Below are 19,762 nucleotides of genomic sequence, written 5' to 3' on the forward strand. Positions count from 1 at the left end.
TATGAAAACTGCACAACGTGAAATGATTTCAAATCGTGAGTTTTATTTCGTACTATATATGATGTTATTGTATGTTACTGGCTGGGTAATCGATGTAAATGGCTTATTCCTAAGTTCCTACTTTAATTTAGCAGGAGAGATTACTCTTCCGTTAGTTGGCGGCATTGTTGGACTGTTCGTTATGTTTATCAATAAAGAACAAACTAAATAACAACATTACATAAAGGCAGAAGACGAATTTTTCGTTTTCTGCCTTTTTCTTTTTTAGCGTATAATAAAAAACATGCAAGTATATAAGGAGTGGTAAGTATGAAAAAAGTAGAACAACTATCTTCTCATCTATATCTTATTGATGATTATGACTTACAACATGATGAACGCACAGGTACATACGTTTTATTAGGTGACGATATTACTTTAATTGAAACTTGTGCGGCCCCTTCTCTTCCCTATATTTTAGACGGCTTACAGCAATTACATATTAATTTAAATGATGTAAAAAACATTATCGTTACACATGTTCATTTAGATCACGCAGGCGCAGCAGGGTTAATGATGGAAAAGTGCCCAAATGCTACTCTATTTGTGCATCCGCGCGGGGCTCGTCATATGATTGATCCAACAAAACTAATTCTTGGCGCAAAAGCTGTGTACAAAGAAGAATTTGATACACTCTTTGATCCAATTCTTCCAATTGAAGAAGAACGTGTTCATATTGTACAAAATGGGGATACATTAAAAATTGCAGAAGACCGTACACTTACATTTTATGATACACCGGGACATGCGAAGCACCATATTAGCATTCACGATTCAAAAACAAACGGCATTTTCACTGGTGATACGATTGGAATTTATTATAGGGAACTAGCTGATCTTGGTGTAGAATTATATCTACCATCAACGTCCCCTTCACAATTCCAGCCAGATGCGATGATTGCCTCTAAAAATCACATTCAAAGTATGAATGTAGATACTATTTATTTCGGTCATTACGGCGCATCTGCCAATGTTACAGAAGTATATAGCCAACTTGAACATTGGTTACCTATTTTCGTTAATACTGGAAATGAAGTTTTTCAAAAACATACTAATTTTGATGAGGCTACTAAGGCATTACAATCTTTACTAGTGGAGAAAGTCTCTACTCATCTTACAAAGCTAAACGTTCCATCAAATCATTCTGTTTATAATATTTTATATCTTGATTTAGAAATTAGCGCGATGGGAATTATTGATTACTTAACGAAGCAAACAAAATCCACAATTAACTAATAGAAAACGAAGATATATACAACGCCATTATCGTATATATCTTCGCTCCTTGAATATATTTTTTAATAAAGGATGGTGGAATGGAATGCAAAAAGTGATACTATACCTCTGCTTTACATTATTTATCATCTTATTATTAGTTGTAGGTGTTAAAATTCAATTTTATTTAGATACAGACGCGCAAGTGAACTTTAACGTTTATCCAAGGTTATTCTACTTTACACTCTTCCCTCTTTTAGTCGGCATTTTATTACGATTCCTACAATCCATTAATCGCGAAACGAGTAAAAAAAATTGGAACTTTCAGCTGGATAAATTTATCGCTATTACGTTGCCTACACTAATCATTTCCTTTTCTCCAGCTCTACTCTTTTCACCAGTTGGTGGATACCTACCTTATTTAACTAATATTATTCTTATAAATACAACTTTTGTTACTATTATTAGTTTAATAGCTGGTTACTCGTTTTTAGATTGTTTTATACAAAAAGACAAGGAGAATAGTAAGGAATATAACTAAGTGATTTCTCACTTTCACTTTATTAAGCAAGTCAAGGTAATTCTGTCCCTGACTTGTATGCAAAAGAACCTAATGATCAATTTTTAAGTGTCGTTGGTTATAGTGGTTTATTTATAAGCGCAATACATGCGGTAAGGAAATTTATGTAATAACAAAACGAGTATGAAATCGCATAGATTTTATACTCGTTTTTTATTGTTCATATATTTAATTGGTAATAGGAAATTTATGTTAAACTAAAGAAAATCGTGCGCTAAATCAAAATACATTTCAACCAAGGGAGATTTATTTTGTATAAATTAGGGGCTTTCTCGTTTCTAACATTTATCACAAGTGTATTTTCTTTCTTTATTTTAAGAGGGCCTAATGCGAATTTATCGTTACTTATTATGATTCTCAGTATACTTTCATTCCTCGGAATTATATTTGCGATAGCATCAAAAAATTGGTTATTCGGAATACTTGGTACTGCATTAAATGGAGTAATACTGGTAGTTGTATATTTCCTATTGATAGCAAAAGGAATAGGTGGTTAATATATTTACATTTCAATAAGGAAAGCTCAAAGCTAAAGCTATGAGCTTTTTATTTATCTCACCTTTTCATCTACATATTCCATAAACTGCTCCGCTTTAATAAATTTTTCTTTGTACGCCTCAGGTACTTCGTCTGCTGTTATTCCGCCACTCGATTTCGTTTTTACTAATACGGTTTGATATGCCATTAATGCTTCCATATATTGTTCATACTCTTCAGGAGTTAATACTTCTTTACTAGATTTATGGCCGTTTAATTTATCAAAATACGGCTGAAGCTCCATTTCTACCTTTTTTAATCCCTCTTTTTTAGCTGGCGATAATTGATCATAATCAATATTACCATTCGAATCCCCGTACTCAAGCTTTGCATTCGTTAATTTCTTTAGTTCTTTTGTAAACTCTTCATATTCTTTTGCACCCATTTCATCTTTCGCTTGAGATAACTTTGCATTAAAACGCATGTATCCTTCTAATGTTATAGCTCCGGCATGCTTCTTTAAATTTTCAAACGACCCGTATATACCATCCGCCATAATAGATTGATAAGCAAAACCAGTCGTCGGGATTAAAAGTGCTGCTGCAAGCACTCCGGCGATAAGACGTTTCTTCCTTTTACTCCCTCCGCGCTTCATTTTTATTTGCACGATTACTTTTTCTTTTAACTCCGGCGGGGCAATAACCCCCTTCGCTTCTTCTTGTATAGATTCTCTAACTCTACAATCTAAACTCATTTCACATTCCCTACCTCTCCTAAAAAGATTTCTTCTACTTGCTCTTTTTGACGTAGTTTCTTTAGTGCTGCATGAATTCTGGACTTCACGGTACCGATTGGAGTATGTAATATATGTGCTACTTCTTCTTGTGAGTAATCATGTAAGTATCTTAAGATAATAACTTGTTTCAATTTATATGGTAATTTATGAATGAGTTCAATTAATTTTTGGTTTGATATTTTACTTACAACATCGCTAGAAAAATCAATTTGTACTGGTTTTCTTTGCTCTTCTGCTTTTTTTACAATTCGCAGTCGCATCCACCTCTTTCTTCTATAAGAATGAATTTGTTTAATCGCAAGTCCAATTAACCATGGACGAAATGGCTTCTCACTATCATATTTACGAAGCGATTCATATAGCTGTATGTATATTTCCTGAACGACATCATCTATATCTGCTTTATCCTCTATTAAAAAATGTGCTGTCTTATATACTTCTTGAATCGTTTTATCATACAACTCACTATACGCTTCTTTATTGCCTGATAAAGTTAATTGGATTAGTTCTGTGTATACTGTTTCATCCTTCATATACCATCCCTCCTTTGTCCTACACTATATATTGGCAAGCAAACGATATTTCGTTCGATTTCTTTCAAAGATTTTTCAAATAAATTAATATAAGGATGCAATGGCTTCATAAGCTTCACTTATAACCCTGCATAACAATTATATAATTTTCCAATTCCTAATGAAGATTTAAAATAATATTTATAGTCAAATTTAGGAGGATGTATATGAAAGCTATCGTTGTAACTTCATTCGGTGGTCCTGAAGTGTTGAAATATACGGACATGGATATTCCTACAATTTCAGATAATCAAGTTTTAATCCGCGTTGTTGCTACTAGTGTTAATTTCGCCGATATTAAATCACGTTATGGCAAAAAAGGAAACAAAGCCTTACCTTTTATTCCAGGGATAGATGCAGCTGGTATTGTAGAACACGTAGGTTCTCATGTGAAAAATATTTATCCTGGCCAGCGTGTCATTACTTTTCCTCAAAATGGCTCTTACGCTGAATATGTTGTCGCGAACGAAAATCTTACTTTTGTATTACCTGATGAAGTTGATTTCCAAACTGCAGCTGCCTGCCCTATCGTATCTTTTACAAGCTACAATTTACTTGCAAATGTTGCAAGACTTCAGCAAGGTGAATCTGTTCTAATTCATGCCGCTGCTGGAGGAATTGGTACTACTGCGATTCAACTCGCAAAATTATTAGGGGCTAAAAAAGTAATCGGGACTGTCGGAAGTGAAGCAAAAAGAAAAATTGCTTTAGATGCTGGCGCTGATTATGTTATTTGTCATCAAGATGAAGATTTTGTAGAGAGGGTAGATCAGCTTACAAACGGAGAAGGCGTTAATATTGTTTTAGATTCTATTTCTGGTACTGTGTCCGAAAGAAGTTTAGACTGCCTTGCTTATTACGGTCGTCTCGTCCATTTCGGCAATGCTAGCGGAGAAGTTGGTAGTTTTCAAACGAAAGATTTACACGCAAGTTGCCGTTCTATACTCGGCTTCAGCTTTGGCACTACACGAAAAAAACGTCCTGAATTGCTTCAAGAAACTGCGAATCAAGTTTTCCGTTATTTACGCGATGGAAGTTTACAAATTAAAACTACGAAATCTTTTCCTCTTCAAGATGCAGGGAAAGCACATGAATGGGTCGAAAGTAGACAAAGTACAGGGAAAGTAATACTACACGTTCAGACAGCTCCCTAAAATGAATACATGAAATAGAGGTGTTATTCATGGGATCACGAATTATGCATATCATTATCTCTAACGGTATTGCTGAGAAACTTTCTATTCAAGATAAAACCTCTTTCTTACTTGGTGGTGTAGCTCCTGATGCTGTTCATTCAAAAGAAGAAAAAGGAACTTCACATTTTTACGCTGGTACAACGAAAAACTATACGAGAAGAATAGATTATGATTCATTTATTCATAAATATGAAGATCATATGGATTCCTCTTATATTTTAGGTTATTATACCCACCTCATTGCCGATGATAATTGGCTAAGTGGATTTTTTCTACCTTGGCTAAAAAACAGAATTGAGAACGACGAAACTATCGTGCCTATGTACTATAACGATTTTAAATTATTGAACGCACAATTGTTGCATCATTACGATAAAGAACAACAGCTCTTCGCCCTACTTAATCAAGAGGCTAACATTGTGAATATCGAGGAGATTTCTAGAGAGAATGTTTTAGCTTTTCGGCAATATATTTTTGAAGATATGCTGTACCCCGAGCAACATTTGTATGAAGACCTACAGGTGTTTACATTTGATCAAATCGTTGGTTATATTGAGACAGCTATTGAAAAAGGGTCATTTTTTATCAAACAACTCTCTAATGAAAAATCCACTTCAAACATTTAATCCCCCTCATTATATATGAGGGGGATTTTGACATAACAATATCATTATTTGTTCTTTTCCATAACCGCAAAATAATTCCCTTCACTATCAGCAAAGTTAAACACTTTACCAGTAGGCATAGTTACCATTTCGCCAACTGTAACATTTTTATTTGTTAAATCTTTGTATAGTTGTTCAAGATTTTCTGAGAAAAACATTAACGATGGTGTACCAAGATTCAATTCTGGGCTCATTTTGGAGATAATCTCTTTATTATGTAATATGATACTCGTCTCAGCATCATTAGTTGGAGCGATTTCAATCCATCTCATTCCTTGATTGTTATCTTCCTCTGCGATTACATGAAACCCTACTTTTTCTGTCCAAAAATTTAATGCCTCATCTTGATTATTTACATATAACATAATTTGTCCGACTTTATGAATCATTTCATTTCCCCCTAATGGTTTTTATATTCTATGTAGCTTTCTACAATTACTATTGTTATTCCTTTTTCATTTATATGTACTTCTTTATGAAATTTATCGACTGGATCATTCCTTCACGTTCGTCAAAATAATCATTTCTTTCAATCATGTTATATCCATCAAAACCGATGTTATCTAATGTATGAAAAAACAAGTCGAAATCTACTTCACCATTGCCTGCTGCGACTTCTATATACTTACTTGAACTATCGCTTTTCAATTCTTTACAATCTTTAATATGCGTTTGTACTATATAATTTTTTAATAGCAATAAACTTTCTATCGGATTTTCATTTACATCACTTATTAAATTTGCTGGGTCAAAGTTAACAGCTAGTCCTTTTGAGTTTGTAGTTTCTAAAAATCTTTTTAACACTATTGCTTTTTCAGATCCCGTCTCAATAGCGAAGACTCCCCCGAATTTGAATGCTAAATTCCCTATTTCGTAACAGATTTGTTCCATTTTATTATAGTACTCACTTTTTTCATCATTTGGAATTCCCCCAATATGAGCTGTTATTATCCTTGCTCCCAGCTCTAACCCTCTGTCAGTAATATATTTAAACCGTTCTATTGCACTGTCAACTTCCATTCCTACAATTCCGTTTTCTCCAAAATTAATCGCTAATGATGGGACTTTAATCCCATTAAAAGATAAGCTATCCTTTAAAGTAATCCATTCTAACTTCGAAATATTAGCTAAATTGAAATTCTCATTCATAGCATATAGTTGAATATATTCTAAATCCCATTCTCTCGCCTTTCTTATTCCTTCGTTTACTTCAATATGTTTCGTATTTAAAAACATTCCTAATTTCCTAGCCATACATGTACCTTCTTTTTATTATTTCATATCATGTTAATATTCGACTTTTTTTATGTTACTTCCTTGTACAAACTAAACTAGAAATGCTACACCTTTATCAATATTCCCTGTAGAATCGTTAATATTTTTAAAGTTACGATAGATGAAATTTTAATAATCGTTAATAAAATTTCATCTATTATTCCACAAAAAAAAGACGTAACTACGCATAGTTACGTCTTTCCATTCATTTATCTAGGCTTTTTCTTACCAGTAAAAGCTGGTTTCTTTTTCTTTGGTGCTGGTGGTTTCGATTCTACAAATGTTCCTTTGAACATTTCTTGTTTCGTAAACACGATACCTAATTTTTTCGCAAATTGAAGTAATTTACGCTCTTCTTGTTCTGTTACAAGAGAAACGACTGTTCCTTCTTTACCCATACGTCCTGTACGTCCAGAGCGGTGAATATATTGGTCTACTGTATCTGGTAATTCTAAGTGAATTACGTGTGTTAAATCATCGATATCTAATCCACGTGCTGCAATATCAGTAGCAAGTAGAATCTCTAATTTCCCGCTGCGGAAAGCGCGCATCGTTACTTCACGCTCTTGTTTGCTTGCCTCTGCATGAAGAGCTGCCGCTTTCATTTTACGGAATTTTAGTTTTTGAGTAATTTCATCTAAACGGAATGGATCATTTAAGAAGGCAACTGCTTTTACATTTCCCATATGCATAACTCTTCTAATATAATCATTTTTTTCACGACGTTCACAAACGATATACGTATGTTCAACTAGGCTCTGTGCCTCTGAGCGTGTTACACGTACTAATTGTGGTTCAACTGTCAAATCACGTGCCGCATCTTCTGCAGCTTTTGTTATTGTCGCCGAGCAGAATACTAATTGACGATCACGCATCGTTGATTTAATTACATCAAGTACAGCACCCATCATCTTTTGTTTTACAATTTGATCAAACTCATCAAATACAATCGTTTTCACTTCATGCATCTTTAATTTTTTCATACGAATCAATTCTAAAATACGTCCTGGTGAACCGACAATAACTCTTGGGTGTTTCTTTAATTTTTCAACTTGGCGCTTAATATCCGCACCACCAATTAAAGACGCACCTGAAATATCAGTTCCTGCTGTAAACTTTTGAACCTCTTCATGAATTTGCATAACAAGTTCACGAGTTGGCGCTAAAATTACAACTTGAGGTTGTTTAATTTCAGGATTAATTTTATGTAAAAGTGGTAATAAGTACGCTAATGTTTTTCCTGTTCCAGTTGGAGATTCAGCTATAACGTCTTGTCCTTCTAAAATAGTTGGAATCGCTTGTTTTTGAATTTCAGTAAACTCTTTAAAACCAGCCTTTTCCCAAGCTTGTTGTAAAAATGGTTGCATATCTTTTATCATTTGTTTTTCTCCTTTATCTCTATTTTTGAAGAAAATGTTGTATTGTTCGCACCGTTTCTATCATGTGTGAAATAACAGCTATTAAATCATCAACATGGTCTTCTGTAATCGCTTTTTGAAATAGAACCTCTACCTTATTATGATATGAAATCGCTTGCTTATTATATTCGTATGAAATTTTCTGTGTAATCATTCGCTCTTTTCCCCAAATAGATTGCAATAAAGCTTCAATTTCTTGACATCCTATCTCTGGCTGTTCCATTTCGAACGAGAACGCTAACTTCATTTCACAACCTGGTATAAACTGAGGTACTTCTAATATTTCACCTGATAAATTCTTCGCATCAACAGATAGTGAAAATGTCGCCTCTACCAGCGTTTTAAATGTTTCTGTTAGTTGAAATGAAATACTATACATACGACTTAATGAAGCAAGATCCATCACATCTTTTCGATCTGTTACGAGAATATCACCGTGTAAATCGAAATCATAGACAGCTCCTTCCACAATTACCTTTAAATTTTCAAAAGCAGTTGGATCAAACATAATTTCCTCCAAAAAACAGGCGCCTTTCTATGGAAAGGCGCCACTTGATGTATATATAGTTTACAGATAAACGAGATGAATTACAACCTTTTAGAATAAACCTACTGCTTTTCCATCTTCATTTACATCCATTTGAAGCGCAGCTGGCTGTTTAGGAAGACCAGGCATTGTTAACATTGTTCCTGTTAACGCAACGATAAACCCTGCACCGATAGATGGTTTCAATTCACGAATTGTAACGATAAAGTCAGATGGGCGACCTAATTTTGTTGCATCATCAGAAAGAGAGTATTGTGTTTTCGCCATACAAATTGGTAGGTTACTCCAACCTTCTCCTTCATATTGAGCTAGTTGCTTACGTGCTTTCGGAGCAAATTCAATATCTTTTGCGCCGTACACTTTTTGAGCAATTGTACGAATCTTTTCTTCTAATGGTAATTCTAATTCATAAAGTGGTGCGTAGTTGTTTTCACCTTTTTCAATTTCTTTTAACACTTTCTCAGCAAGGTCAACTCCGCCTTGGCCACCTTTCTCCCAAACTTCTGTTAAGGATACTGCATAGCCACGCTCATTGCACCATTCTTGTAAGTATGTAACTTCTGCATCTGTATCAGTAATGAATTTGTTAATGGCAATTACGAATGGAACACCGAAGCTTTGAATTGTTTCAACATGTTTCTGTAAGTTTTCCATTCCTTTTGCTAACGCATCTACATTTTCTTCTTTTAATTGATCTTTCGCCACGCCACCGTGCATTTTAAGCGCACGAATAGTCGCAACAATAACTACCGCTTCTGGTTTAATACCAGCTGCACGTGCTTTAATGTCTAAAAACTTCTCAGCACCTAAATCTGCACCGAATCCAGCTTCTGTAATAACATAATCACCTAATTTTGCTGCCATCGTCGTAGCGATAACACTGTTACAACCGTGAGCGATATTCGCAAATGGTCCGCCATGAATGATAGCTGGTGTATTTTCTAATGTTTGTACTAAGTTCGGTTTTAATGCATCTTTTAATAGAAGTGTTAACGCACCTTCTACGCCTAAATCTTTAACTGTTACAGGTTTGTTTGAAAAATTATAAGCGACAACAATGCGAGATAGACGAGCTTTTAAATCTTGAATATCTGTTGCAAGGCAGAATACGGCCATAATTTCAGATGCTACTGTAATATCAAAACCGTCTTCACGTGGCACACCTTGAACCGGTCCACCAAGGCCAATTACTACGTTACGAAGGGCACGATCATTTAAGTCAACACAGCGTTTCCAAACGATTTTACGCGTATCAATTCCAAGTGTGTTTCCTTGTTGGATATGATTATCAATGAACGCCGCTAATGCGTTATTGGCAGTTGTAATCGCATGAATATCTCCAGTAAAGTGAAGGTTAATATCTTCCATTGGTACTACTTGAGAATAACCGCCACCTGCTGCTCCGCCTTTTAATCCCATTGTTGGTCCAAGAGATGGTTCGCGAAGTGCAATTACTGTTTTCTTACCAATTTTATTAAAAGCTTGACCTAAACCAACTGTTACTGTTGATTTACCTTCTCCTGCTGGAGTTGGGTTAATCGCTGTTACTAAAACAACTTTACCGTCTTTCTCATCTTGTAAACGCTTAAAAATATCAAGAGATAACTTGCCTTTATAATGTCCGTATGGCTCTAGTTCTTCTTCTAAAATATTTAAATTAGCTGCAATTTCTTGAATCTTCTTCATACTTGCTTCTTGTGCGATTTCAATATCGGATTTAACTGTTGTAGTAGTTGTCATATACCCTAGTCCCCCTTTAATTGGTTCTGATGATATTGTATCAGTTTTTTGTATTTTCTGCACTTTTTTACCTCCTAAAAATTTTTTGATTTCGTTATACGTTTTTTAACATAAATACCCATAAGAACGTTAACGATTGTTGTAACTCTGTAGGTAGTTGACCTAACATCTTCTCATTTACTCCGCGCTTATATACGCCGGTGCCATCTACAACTTCAAATCCTTGTTCTTTTGCTAACTGTTCAAATTCCCAAGGCATCATCGTATTGCAAACAACATCTTTGCCGTATAGACGCGGATAACTATTCTCTCTCGGTTTTGCTGTCGGTCCTAAAATTGCAATACATGCGTATCCATCTTTCTTTAAAACACGCTTTATTTCATTTAATGCTCGCAATGGCTCCTCGGTCCATTCTAAAGAATTAATTGCCATAATTGCTTCAAATTTCTCATTTTCAAATGGTAATGAAGAAAGATCACCTTTTATAAAAGATAAGTTTGGGCCTTCTCCGCGTTCCTTACCCTTTTGAATCATAACTTCCGATAAGTCCACCCCAACCGCTTTGTACCCAGTAAGACTTAATTTATATGTACCATACCCATCACCACAGCCAACATCTAGCACTTGTACTTCCTTTTCCACGTACTGCTCAAAAAATGGAATGATTGTACTCCTGCTCCCGCTATCCCACATTTCTTGACTATTTTGATTCCAAAACTCTGCATTGTTATCCCATTTTTTCTCTGCCGATTCATGCCAATTAAACCTCGTCATACATTCCCCTACCTTCAGTTATTATCATTCATTTCATTCTACATCATTTTCCAAAATTCCTGTTTATCCCGCATTAACGGGCAGTAGAATTCGGCGAATGCGAGGAAGTTAGGTGGGAGATAACTGCCCGTAAAAGCCCGATTGGTGAGGGCTAATAATCAGTGGGGGATGGACAAAACCCCCACTGATTAAAGTTTCACTTTATCTTCATAAGGAGATGAACAGGATAACAACGAAATCTATTTTCTCCAATTTTTTCTTTACTTGGGTTTAACTCATACTCATGTTCTGTTCCTTATGAAAGATACTATAGATACACCCAATTGAAAGAGAGGGATGTACATGCGAAGAAAGAGAAATCATCATTTTAAAAGTGGTGAAAAAAACGAAGAGTATGCAGCTGAAATATCTCCAGCTGGTATTCCGATTAGACATGAGCGCAAAGAAATTGCAAATGAAATTGAAGGTACAAATACCGGTGCAATGATCGGCTATGTCGCATTATTTCTTTCGTTATTCTCCATTGCTTTTTATCCTGTTACACTCGGCTCCCTTGCTATTTTAGTTGGCTTATTAGCTGTCAATTTTGGGGCAAGAACACTTGGATATACCGCAATTGGTTTTGGCAGTTTTTCTGTTTTATTCACTCTACTATATCCGCTTGCTTTATCAGCGTTTTAAAAAAAAACACACCAAGTTATACTTGGTGTGTTCATTCATGATACAACATGATATGACCGCATCCACAACAATGCTTCGCTGTAATTTCTTGAAAAACCGGATAATTTTCTTCATCTCTATGCTCAATAAACACCTTTTCAAATCGGTACATGTTTGGCGCATATGCCCAATCTTGTTTCGTACGTGCATATAATGTTGAAGAAAAAAACTCCTCACCACCACAAACGATACATCCCTTCTTCATCAATACCCCTCCTATGCTTGTCTTACTTCATCTATATGAACATAAGCATAAAAAAAAGACCTTCTATTACTAGAAAGTCTTCTCTGAAACAAAAAGAAATGTACCGAATATACCTACTCCGCTATATTCTTTCGTAACACCAGCTTCTGTTTTATACGTTTGCTTTACAGTCATAAAGAAAACACCATTTCGTGCATCAATACTTTCAAACTGTAATTTCTCTTTTTTTTCATCTACATTTTGCGTGCATTCAAAGCTACTCTCGTCACATTTCAATGCATACTTATCCTCTAAATACAATTTAAAATCTGATTCTTTCGGACAAGTTATAAGTAATATCGCCACGAGAATAATACTTACAATACCCACAATTGTATAATATTTCTTCATTTGTTCTCCTTTCAAAAGACAAGAAAACTTGACTTCATGCGCCAAGTTTTCTTAGTCCACAACCCATTGCCACTCTTGTTCTTTCTTATCAAAAATGAGCCAACCCGTTTCTGTTGCTTCCGCTTTCAATTCATCGATATTATCTAGTACCTCATCCGTACTTTCGAATGATCCTACTACATATACCGGAATTTCAAGACCTCTTCTCGACTCAATTTTCCCCGCTAAATCAATGTATAACCCATCTTCCATTAACGGCATAAGCCCAAGGATAACTTCCTTTGAAATTGCTGGGAAAATTTTTGATTTTTGGAAGAAAGTAAAACGTTTCTTTCCAAACGAACCGAGTTTATATGGAATCACTTTACTTAGCATTCCTACAAAATCACCGATTCTACGGTAATACACTTTGTTGTACCAACCGTCATCATGTGAAAAATAAACGAATCTATTCTTCAACAATGGGAAGAACGTTCTTCCAAGTGGTTCTTTTTTGTGAGCCAAATATAATAATTCTGCAATTTCTTTTGGCTCTAACTCATCTAAATCGCTTGCATCATCGAAATCTACCCAACAAAATTCATCAAATTCATCAATCTCTGCTTGAATGAGTTTATGTATGTTTTCTTCCTCAACATATTCAAATAAAGTATGATAATGAAAATCTGTCCACTCAAAATTATGCTTTAAAAGCAATACTTGATGAAGCGGTGAAGGGATGTTACTTGCAAACTCTTTAAACGTAATTCCAGATGTAATAAAACAATGACCCCGACGATTACCATTGATATATATCATATTGTTTACTTGGTCAGATCCTCCAGACAAAGCACCTAGCCACCTTCGTTTTATATGTTTCAATTCTATAGCATATTTTAACATGAAAAATTTTAGAAACATAGAAAAAACTTCAAAAACTATTTACAATTTCATGTGTTTTATTACATACTGATTACAAGAAAAAACGCCTGCTCATAAGCAGGCGTTTTTAAAGGATTTCATCCGGGTTTTGAGGGTGATGATTCCCCTCTTTTTTTTCATCTTTTTGGAACATCGATTGAATTTTATCGATTGTTTGTGGAGCTAATTCAATTATTTTTTCTGCTAAATGTGTCGCATTTTGTAAATGAAGAATATTTACCCCATCTTTATTCACGACTAGAAATGCTACTGGTGTAATTGAAACACCACCCGCGCTACCGCCACCAAATGCAGGGTTACCGTTTGCTCTTTGTCCATCATTCGTTTGGAAATCAGAACCTCCTGCTCCAAACCCGAACGCTACTTTAGAAACTGTTAACACTACACCACCGTCAGCCGTTTGAACAGGCTCCCCAACAATCGTATTTACATCGACCATTTCCTTTAAATTTTCCATCGCTGCTTTCATTAACCCTTGAATTGGATGATCCACCGTTCATAACCTCCTTTGTCATATCTTTCCTAGTTTTTCCGAAAGTTTGTGAACTAAACATAAAATTTTATATTGATTTCAAAAATATAAAGTTATAATATTTAGAAAAAACAAAAAAGAGGTAGTTTGTTATGATACGAAAATTAACAAAGAAAGATCATGAACAAGTATTTTCTTTTCTAAAAGAAGAAGTAGCCCTTAACTTGTTTATTATTGGAGATATTGAGGCTTTTGGTTACGAAACAGACTTTCAAGAGTTATGGGGAGCATTTGAAGAAAGCGGAACATTAAAATCTATTTTACTTCGCTTTCATGATGCGTTTATACCTTATAGTAAAGAAGAGTTTGTGGTTACTGACTATGAGGCACTTCTTTCAGCATATAAGCCGCTTAAACTCTCTGGTAAGTCAACTATTGTAGAAAGATTTGAAACTGCTCCAAGTATACAACTGGGGGCCAAAAATGAAATGTATTTTTGTGAATGTCTAGATGACAATAACTTACCTAACACACCAATTCATGAAACAATTAAACTTGCCTCACTAGATGATATAGAACGAATTATGCAATTACGAAGTAACATCTCTGAATTCCCAGCTGCTAATGAATCAGAAAAAATGTTAAGGCAAGCTATCGAAACAACTACAGGACGTACATATTATATTGAAAAAAACGGCGCAATCATCGCATCCGCCTCTACTTCCGCTGAAAATTCATTATCCGCTATGGTATTACAGGCGAGTTAATTCACCCGAGGCAGGTCAAGCCTCACAAGGTTAAGCTGAATGGTTGTCTATGACAGAAACAATATTCTCACAAGAGACCACTTTCTAGGTTGCTCACAAGTAGCCTATGAAAGTGGTCTTTTTGTGCGTACTCAAGGGGGAAAATAAATGGCACTACTTAGATTTATGATTAAGGATTACCTAGAGGATAAAGAACTCAGTGGGCTAGCTCCTAGGACAATACAGAGCTACGGAGATACACTCAATGAGTTTTCTCGCTGGCTCGTTACTGAGAAGGAGATTATTAACATCGAAGATATTACTCCACCAGTTATAAAAAGCTACCTCCTCTACTGTTCCAAGGAGAGAGGAAACACAGTGGTCACTCGTAATGGTAAGCTCCAGCACTTGAAGACATTCTTTAGATACCTAGAGGATGAGGACATTATAGAGATCCGAAGCAATCCCACTAACAAGATTAAGCCTGCTAAGACAGACAAGACCATAAAGGTGTACTCCGATGAACAGATAAAGCAAATGCTTAGATACTACAGGAGGATGCGCTCTCGAGAAAATACATTGTATAGCTACAGAGGGCATACCGTGATAGTCGTCCTCGCTGGTACAGGCATAAGACTAGGCGAGCTGGTATCAATGAGGTGGGATTCTGTGGATCTACTCAATAAGACTATCACTATCTTTGGGAAGAATCGTAAGAGCCTATCTACCCCGTTAACGGATAAGGTGGCTCGGGAGTTGTACGAGTGGAGATTATTCTGCGAGAAGTACTACATTAAGTTGCCTGCTCATGTGTTTAATAACCACAGAGGTAGCCCACTCACAGTGAATGCTGTCAAGTTAATGTTCACTAGGTTGTCTGTGCGTATGGGATTCAAAACTACAGCTCACATGTTTAGGCATACCTATGCAAGTAACTGTTTAAGAGCTGGCATGGATATATACACCTTGAGTAAGCTGATGCATCACTCCCAGATAAGAACTACTGAGGTGTACCTACATGCTTTCGGCAACTCGTTAGCTGAATCAAATGATAAATATAATCCACTCAACAGGTTCGACTTTTAAGACAAATAAAAAGAGAACCCTGCTCTAGTTTGGCGACCTGACAGGGTTCTCTCTTGAAGGAAAACTCGAAGGAGCTTTCTTGTTTGCTATTGTATCATGCTTATTGGTACTAGCTCAAGAGGTCTTCCTTCTTGATTATATAGGAGGAATAACTATGAAGGAATTACGCAAGTATCAATCATTTAATTCAATTACTGAGATGGACAAGACTATTGACCGTACTCTAAAAGAATATAACTTAAAGGACAGCGAGCGAGTAATACTTCTAAGGCTATCAAACTATTCGTGTAAATTTTTAGGAGTTTCATATTTAAAGAATAATACATTAGCTGATCTAACAGGATACTCTAAACGTACTGTTCAGCGTGCTCTCAAGCGCTTCAGCGAGTTAGGTATCATTACTCGTATTGAACAGTTTAAACCTGTTAAAGGTGGCTATTCAGCGTTCATTTGTGTTATTAATCCCTATGAGAGTCACCTTGCTAAGTCACCTTGCGAGGAAGTTGTAGAGCCTACTCCTGAGTGCATTGAGGAGCCTCCGTCTCATACAGATACAATTACTTACAAAACTAAAATCTCTAAAGATAATACATACGTAGACAAGTTAGGCATAGACCACTTAGTGGCTGCTGGTGTTCCTACTGAGTTCGCTAGCTCGGCTATCTCCTACTTTGATGCACCTAAGGTGTACAAGCTATGGAGTCGTGTTCAATTGGCTGCTCAACAGTACGCACCCGATCTAGTTGATACTGTAGAGGTGGCTGTCTCAGGGTTACGAGCTAGTGTGCTTGCTAGTAAGGTTAAACATGTACGTGATTTCACTGGTTACTTCTATGGAGTTCTGGCTCAAAAGTTATCCACTGCTCAGCGATCTCTTAAGTGCAAACTTTTCAACTTCCTTCAGTAGCATTACTGTAGGTAATAATCCCTACTATCTGGTTGCTGTCCTACAGTGCTTTAATACAAGAGATGACTCTATTTATCTATGCCCGATTGATTACTAGGGTGGCATTTCATCTGGTTCCTGTACGACTATCTAATTTAGGATAGTCCTCGATGGGTTGTATCTGTAAAGCTGGCAACTGATTAGGTATATGCTCGATTGAATACCATATGATGTAAAAACAATATCTCCATTTTCGAGACGCTCCATATAACGAAGTTCCAGATTTCCCTGCATGATATTTTATCAGTCATCTTAGTACATTTGTACCTAAACAGGCTATCTCTCGTTCACCAAACTTGTACGCATTCTAGAGAAGTTTGTACTTATTTAGGCTGTCTCAGCTAATCAAAGGAGGAATACAAATGATTAAACGCATTGGTTCCCTGCTCATTATTGTTGGCCTTCTTAGCGCTTGTTCCCCTACTTTAATCAGCGAGGAGGAATATAACGCCATCGAAGTAGGAATGACTCAAGAGGAAGTATCTGACATAGTTGGTGGTAAAGGTAAAGTCGATGATGGAGCTATCGAGGATACAACTATTGTTAATTATGATGGAGAAGGCGATATTCAGTTTGCTGTATTGTTATTTGATAAAGGTAAACTGTGGGGTAAAGAAAGGGATTAAAAAAAGTTTCGAAAAAGTATTGACGGTTCTAGAACTTTTAATTAATATGTAATTAAGCCACTTAGGAAACGAGGTGAGCAAGACTTTTGGAAAGTAAGCAACAAAAGTTTTACGGTAAAGTCAAAGACTTCTATGAGCTGGAGTCCATCGAGGATGCTAAGAGGTTTTATACAGCTTTTAATCAACTCAACAAGATTAACACAGTAGATAAAGCTAATAAGATCGATAAAATGTTAACTCGTATGTATGCTGGTAAGAAGTTAACTGACTAACTTAAAACTACACAAAACAAAATAGCCCTACTCGGTAGTTATACTTTGGCGAGTATACCGAACAAGGCTACGCAATTCAGTCGAACCTATACGGCTCTTTCCTCCCTATGGTATCACGAGCAGGAATAGCCGTAAAGGTTCGACTCCACAGGAGGCAAATAAGTTGAAACTTAAAGATTGGGTTAAGTCAACCTTGGTAGCTGGCAGCAGCATTACCTTTCTTTACGCAGTCGGTTACATCGTTTCACTCATGATTGTATACCTGTAAGTATTACCTATCTCGTGTAAATAAACAAAAACTAAAGGGAGAATTTATTATGACAACAAACACTATTCAACCAACTAATTTTGATATCGTTATGGAGGAGATCGATACTCTAGTATCTAACTTCCAAGACTCACTATCTCGTATTACTAATAAAGTGTGCAAAGTAGATACATTCCAACTAGGTGTTACGTATGTAGTTATCTTACGAGCTGGAAAAATCTCTAAAACTCTTAGTTTTAACCTCAATGAATTAACTGGGGAGAATTTTTAACTCCACAGGTTCAAGCTGTACAGGTTAACATTCATAATGATAATAAGTAATAACAAAAGAGCTGGCCTATTAGAGCCCGCTCTTTTGTTATCCTCCTCAGGATTAATCATTACAGTAACTGAAATTACAGTTTATGCACTCATTGAACAGATCCTATCTCTCTAGCTAATTGCTCTAAATCATCATATAATATATATAGTTGCAACAGAACCAAGGCAATTAGATAAATTAATGAAGATTATTGCTAATACAATAGATTCAAAGCAACTTAGAATGATGAAGGATCTAGGCTATGAGGTTACTCAAGAGATGGCGTTCTCAGAGGTACTAGCAATTTACGATGAGATGAATAAAGCAGGTATATCTACAGAAATTAAAGGGGGCTTCCTTGAAATTCAATTCACACTTTAATTTACTCAACCGAATTATGCGATAAAGTTAGTTTTTAGTATCACTTTGTTATAAGACCTTCTTCGACTAATCCCTCTGCGAAATCAACTAAAACCTCTCTCATACTTGCACTTGTTCGAGAAATCTCTTCAATTACCCCTGCGTTTTCAGTTTTACTATAATCAATGAATGTAAAATCAAACCACTTTTCCTCACTACAACTATTATTTTTAAGTAATTGAAACACATTTTCTTTTTGAAATATCATTGTTTCTAATTCATACAAACTGATCAGTTTAACATTAGAGCATAGATACTTATAATCTTCGCCTTCAGAATCTATTTCTAACTTTTCCGCAACTCTATTCATTATGACCTCTCTTCGGATATAACTGTCCTCAAATAAAATCACAGCTCCAAAAATGTTTTCTTTTGAGAATTCATTGCTTACACTAAAAGGATAATATTCATTTTGAAAACGTTCAGTTATATGTTGGTAAACTTGAACTACAGATTCAACCATGCGATTAATCGTATGCTCTACATCAAGTTCATCTAAATCTCTCAGAGAAACCCTCGGACTCATACTTTTGCTATCCAACATTAAACATTGGTTAGCCTTTCGTATCATTATATCTAATGTGCGCTTCTTATTTCGTTTATACTTATACGGATATTCTCCTATAATTTCATCAAAATCTTGGGATAAACCACATATGTGTAAAATATAACTCTCAAGAACCTCTTTTCCAAATAATTGACGAAGTGCATTATTTCCTTCAGTTAACCGAAACAATAGAGAAGATGTAACAGATTGCATAATAAGATGAGGTAACGGTAAAAAAATTTCTTGACGATAAGAAATAAAAGGGAATTGATAAAAGTATTTAAAGCCATATATATATTGCGTAATATCTTTTGTAACTTTCTCTTGCAGCGATATGTAATCTTCACGTTCAATCAAGAGGTGCTTTATTACATGATTGTATTTTTTAAATACATAGTCATAAATACTTGGTACCAAGAGTTTATTGAGGTCTTTTGTAAAAAGGCATTGAATAATAAATCCTAGTTTTTTAAATTCATCGTAACTGCATCCAAATTTCTCATAGAATTGCTGTTTCATATTTATAGACGGATTTTCAAAATTAAAT

General features: G+C 35.5%; 26 protein-coding genes and 1 pseudogene. 14 read left to right on the top strand and 13 right to left on the bottom strand.

Annotated features, from left to right (window positions below):
* Position 1 precedes the first annotated feature (1 nt).
* From AB3X48_RS07100 to AB3X48_RS07115, 4 genes are all read left to right on the top strand, one after another.
* Entirely contained in the window at positions 2 to 211 is a 210-nt protein-coding gene (locus AB3X48_RS07100) for a DUF3925 family protein (protein ID WP_002200695.1), read from the top strand.
* A gap of 98 nt (positions 212 to 309) precedes the next feature.
* The gene (locus AB3X48_RS07105; RefSeq protein WP_367959157.1) at positions 310 to 1,275 is read left to right on the top strand and encodes an MBL fold metallo-hydrolase; all 966 of its coding nucleotides are present in this window, start codon (positions 310 to 312) and stop codon (positions 1,273 to 1,275) included.
* Positions 1,276 to 1,360: 85 nt separating this feature from the next.
* Entirely contained in the window at positions 1,361 to 1,795 is a 435-nt protein-coding gene (locus AB3X48_RS07110; RefSeq protein WP_016104670.1) for a hypothetical protein, read from the top strand.
* Between the two features lie 290 nt (positions 1,796 to 2,085).
* The gene (locus AB3X48_RS07115) at positions 2,086 to 2,331 is read left to right on the top strand and encodes a hypothetical protein (RefSeq protein WP_016104669.1); all 246 of its coding nucleotides are present in this window, start codon (positions 2,086 to 2,088) and stop codon (positions 2,329 to 2,331) included.
* 53 nt (positions 2,332 to 2,384) lie between these two features.
* On the opposite strand, the gene AB3X48_RS07120 is transcribed toward AB3X48_RS07115, so the two are convergent.
* Both AB3X48_RS07120 and AB3X48_RS07125 read right to left on the bottom strand, forming a co-directional pair.
* Positions 2,385 to 3,065, bottom strand: coding sequence for a DUF3600 domain-containing protein (locus tag AB3X48_RS07120; RefSeq protein ID WP_016104668.1), 681 nt, complete (start codon positions 3,063 to 3,065; stop codon positions 2,385 to 2,387).
* Positions 3,062 to 3,640, bottom strand: coding sequence for a sigma-70 family RNA polymerase sigma factor (locus tag AB3X48_RS07125; RefSeq protein ID WP_002158094.1), 579 nt, complete (start codon positions 3,638 to 3,640; stop codon positions 3,062 to 3,064). The genes AB3X48_RS07120 and AB3X48_RS07125 overlap by 4 nt, the downstream gene beginning before the upstream one ends.
* A 206-nt stretch (positions 3,641 to 3,846) precedes the next feature.
* On the opposite strand from AB3X48_RS07125, the gene AB3X48_RS07130 reads away from it, so the two are divergent.
* Both AB3X48_RS07130 and AB3X48_RS07135 read left to right on the top strand, forming a co-directional pair.
* Positions 3,847 to 4,833 (top strand): quinone oxidoreductase family protein, encoded by a 987-nt coding sequence (locus AB3X48_RS07130; RefSeq protein ID WP_016104667.1) that lies wholly within the window; start codon positions 3,847 to 3,849, stop codon positions 4,831 to 4,833.
* A 29-nt stretch (positions 4,834 to 4,862) separates the two neighbouring features.
* Complete coding sequence (locus tag AB3X48_RS07135; RefSeq protein WP_016104666.1) at positions 4,863 to 5,501, top strand: zinc dependent phospholipase C family protein; 639 nt, start codon at positions 4,863 to 4,865, stop codon at positions 5,499 to 5,501.
* Positions 5,502 to 5,545: 44 nt separating this feature from the next.
* Here AB3X48_RS07135 and AB3X48_RS07140 read toward each other — a convergent pair whose 3' ends face one another.
* The 6 genes from AB3X48_RS07140 to AB3X48_RS07165 all read right to left on the bottom strand — a co-directional run bounded on the left by AB3X48_RS07140 (position 5,546) and on the right by AB3X48_RS07165 (position 11,295).
* Positions 5,546 to 5,929, bottom strand: coding sequence for a VOC family protein (locus AB3X48_RS07140; RefSeq protein WP_002158098.1), 384 nt, complete (start codon positions 5,927 to 5,929; stop codon positions 5,546 to 5,548).
* Between the two features lie 70 nt (positions 5,930 to 5,999).
* A complete protein-coding gene (locus tag AB3X48_RS07145; RefSeq protein ID WP_002200702.1) occupies positions 6,000 to 6,794 on the bottom strand; it encodes a sugar phosphate isomerase/epimerase family protein in 795 nt (264 codons plus the stop codon).
* Between the two features lie 230 nt (positions 6,795 to 7,024).
* Complete coding sequence (locus AB3X48_RS07150) at positions 7,025 to 8,194, bottom strand: DEAD/DEAH box helicase (RefSeq protein WP_002158100.1); 1,170 nt, start codon at positions 8,192 to 8,194, stop codon at positions 7,025 to 7,027.
* A gap of 19 nt (positions 8,195 to 8,213) precedes the next feature.
* On the bottom strand, positions 8,214 to 8,741 hold the full coding sequence (locus AB3X48_RS07155) for a hypothetical protein (protein WP_002158102.1): 528 nt from the start codon (positions 8,739 to 8,741) through the stop codon (positions 8,214 to 8,216).
* Positions 8,742 to 8,831: 90 nt separating this feature from the next.
* The gene (locus AB3X48_RS07160) at positions 8,832 to 10,520 is read right to left on the bottom strand and encodes a formate--tetrahydrofolate ligase (protein WP_033714770.1); all 1,689 of its coding nucleotides are present in this window, start codon (positions 10,518 to 10,520) and stop codon (positions 8,832 to 8,834) included.
* Positions 10,521 to 10,614: 94 nt separating this feature from the next.
* Entirely contained in the window at positions 10,615 to 11,295 is a 681-nt protein-coding gene (locus AB3X48_RS07165) for a class I SAM-dependent methyltransferase (RefSeq protein WP_002158104.1), read from the bottom strand.
* A gap of 342 nt (positions 11,296 to 11,637) precedes the next feature.
* Here AB3X48_RS07165 and AB3X48_RS07170 point away from each other — a divergent pair, with 342 nt between their 5' ends.
* The gene (locus AB3X48_RS07170) at positions 11,638 to 11,976 is read left to right on the top strand and encodes a hypothetical protein (protein ID WP_001253195.1); all 339 of its coding nucleotides are present in this window, start codon (positions 11,638 to 11,640) and stop codon (positions 11,974 to 11,976) included.
* Positions 11,977 to 12,007: 31 nt separating this feature from the next.
* Here the strand turns inward: AB3X48_RS07170 and AB3X48_RS07175 are convergent, their stop codons facing one another.
* From AB3X48_RS07175 to ytfJ, 4 genes are all read right to left on the bottom strand, one after another.
* The gene (locus tag AB3X48_RS07175) at positions 12,008 to 12,220 is read right to left on the bottom strand and encodes a hypothetical protein (protein ID WP_002012518.1); all 213 of its coding nucleotides are present in this window, start codon (positions 12,218 to 12,220) and stop codon (positions 12,008 to 12,010) included.
* 69 nt (positions 12,221 to 12,289) lie between these two features.
* Complete coding sequence (locus AB3X48_RS07180; protein ID WP_002118741.1) at positions 12,290 to 12,610, bottom strand: hypothetical protein; 321 nt, start codon at positions 12,608 to 12,610, stop codon at positions 12,290 to 12,292.
* Between the two features lie 51 nt (positions 12,611 to 12,661).
* The gene (locus tag AB3X48_RS07185; RefSeq protein WP_002085994.1) at positions 12,662 to 13,438 is read right to left on the bottom strand and encodes a hypothetical protein; all 777 of its coding nucleotides are present in this window, start codon (positions 13,436 to 13,438) and stop codon (positions 12,662 to 12,664) included.
* Between the two features lie 160 nt (positions 13,439 to 13,598).
* Entirely contained in the window at positions 13,599 to 14,024 is a 426-nt protein-coding gene (gene ytfJ, locus AB3X48_RS07190) for a GerW family sporulation protein (protein ID WP_016104664.1), read from the bottom strand.
* 131 nt (positions 14,025 to 14,155) lie between these two features.
* On the opposite strand from ytfJ, the pseudogene AB3X48_RS07195 reads away from it, so the two are divergent.
* The 7 genes and pseudogenes from AB3X48_RS07195 to AB3X48_RS07225 form a co-directional block, all read left to right on the top strand.
* Positions 14,156 to 14,758, top strand: a pseudogene (locus AB3X48_RS07195) (GCN5 family acetyltransferase); the annotation flags it as partial.
* Positions 14,759 to 14,917: 159 nt separating this feature from the next.
* Complete coding sequence (locus AB3X48_RS07200; RefSeq protein ID WP_367959165.1) at positions 14,918 to 15,835, top strand: tyrosine-type recombinase/integrase; 918 nt, start codon at positions 14,918 to 14,920, stop codon at positions 15,833 to 15,835.
* A 154-nt stretch (positions 15,836 to 15,989) separates the two neighbouring features.
* Positions 15,990 to 16,742, top strand: coding sequence for a helix-turn-helix domain-containing protein (locus AB3X48_RS07205; RefSeq protein WP_367959167.1), 753 nt, complete (start codon positions 15,990 to 15,992; stop codon positions 16,740 to 16,742).
* A 401-nt stretch (positions 16,743 to 17,143) separates the two neighbouring features.
* Positions 17,144 to 17,407 carry a hypothetical protein gene (locus AB3X48_RS07210; protein ID WP_098167298.1) on the top strand — a complete coding sequence of 88 codons (264 nt, stop codon included), beginning with the start codon at positions 17,144 to 17,146 and terminating at the stop codon, positions 17,405 to 17,407.
* A gap of 86 nt (positions 17,408 to 17,493) precedes the next feature.
* Positions 17,494 to 17,679: a hypothetical protein gene (locus AB3X48_RS07215; protein ID WP_000444252.1), complete on the top strand. Its 186-nt coding sequence runs from the start codon at positions 17,494 to 17,496 to the stop codon at positions 17,677 to 17,679.
* 317 nt (positions 17,680 to 17,996) lie between these two features.
* Complete coding sequence (locus AB3X48_RS07220; protein ID WP_367959170.1) at positions 17,997 to 18,218, top strand: hypothetical protein; 222 nt, start codon at positions 17,997 to 17,999, stop codon at positions 18,216 to 18,218.
* Positions 18,219 to 18,449: 231 nt separating this feature from the next.
* Positions 18,450 to 18,629: a hypothetical protein gene (locus AB3X48_RS07225; protein WP_098665776.1), complete on the top strand. Its 180-nt coding sequence runs from the start codon at positions 18,450 to 18,452 to the stop codon at positions 18,627 to 18,629.
* Positions 18,630 to 18,669: 40 nt separating this feature from the next.
* On the opposite strand, the gene AB3X48_RS07230 is transcribed toward AB3X48_RS07225, so the two are convergent.
* The coding region (locus tag AB3X48_RS07230) for a hypothetical protein (protein ID WP_367959172.1) at positions 18,670 to 19,762 on the bottom strand (1,093 nt) is incomplete at its 5' end.

Source organism: Bacillus sp. S4, assembly GCF_040838205.1.
GTDB lineage: Bacteria > Bacillota > Bacilli > Bacillales > Bacillaceae_G > Bacillus_A > Bacillus_A cereus_U.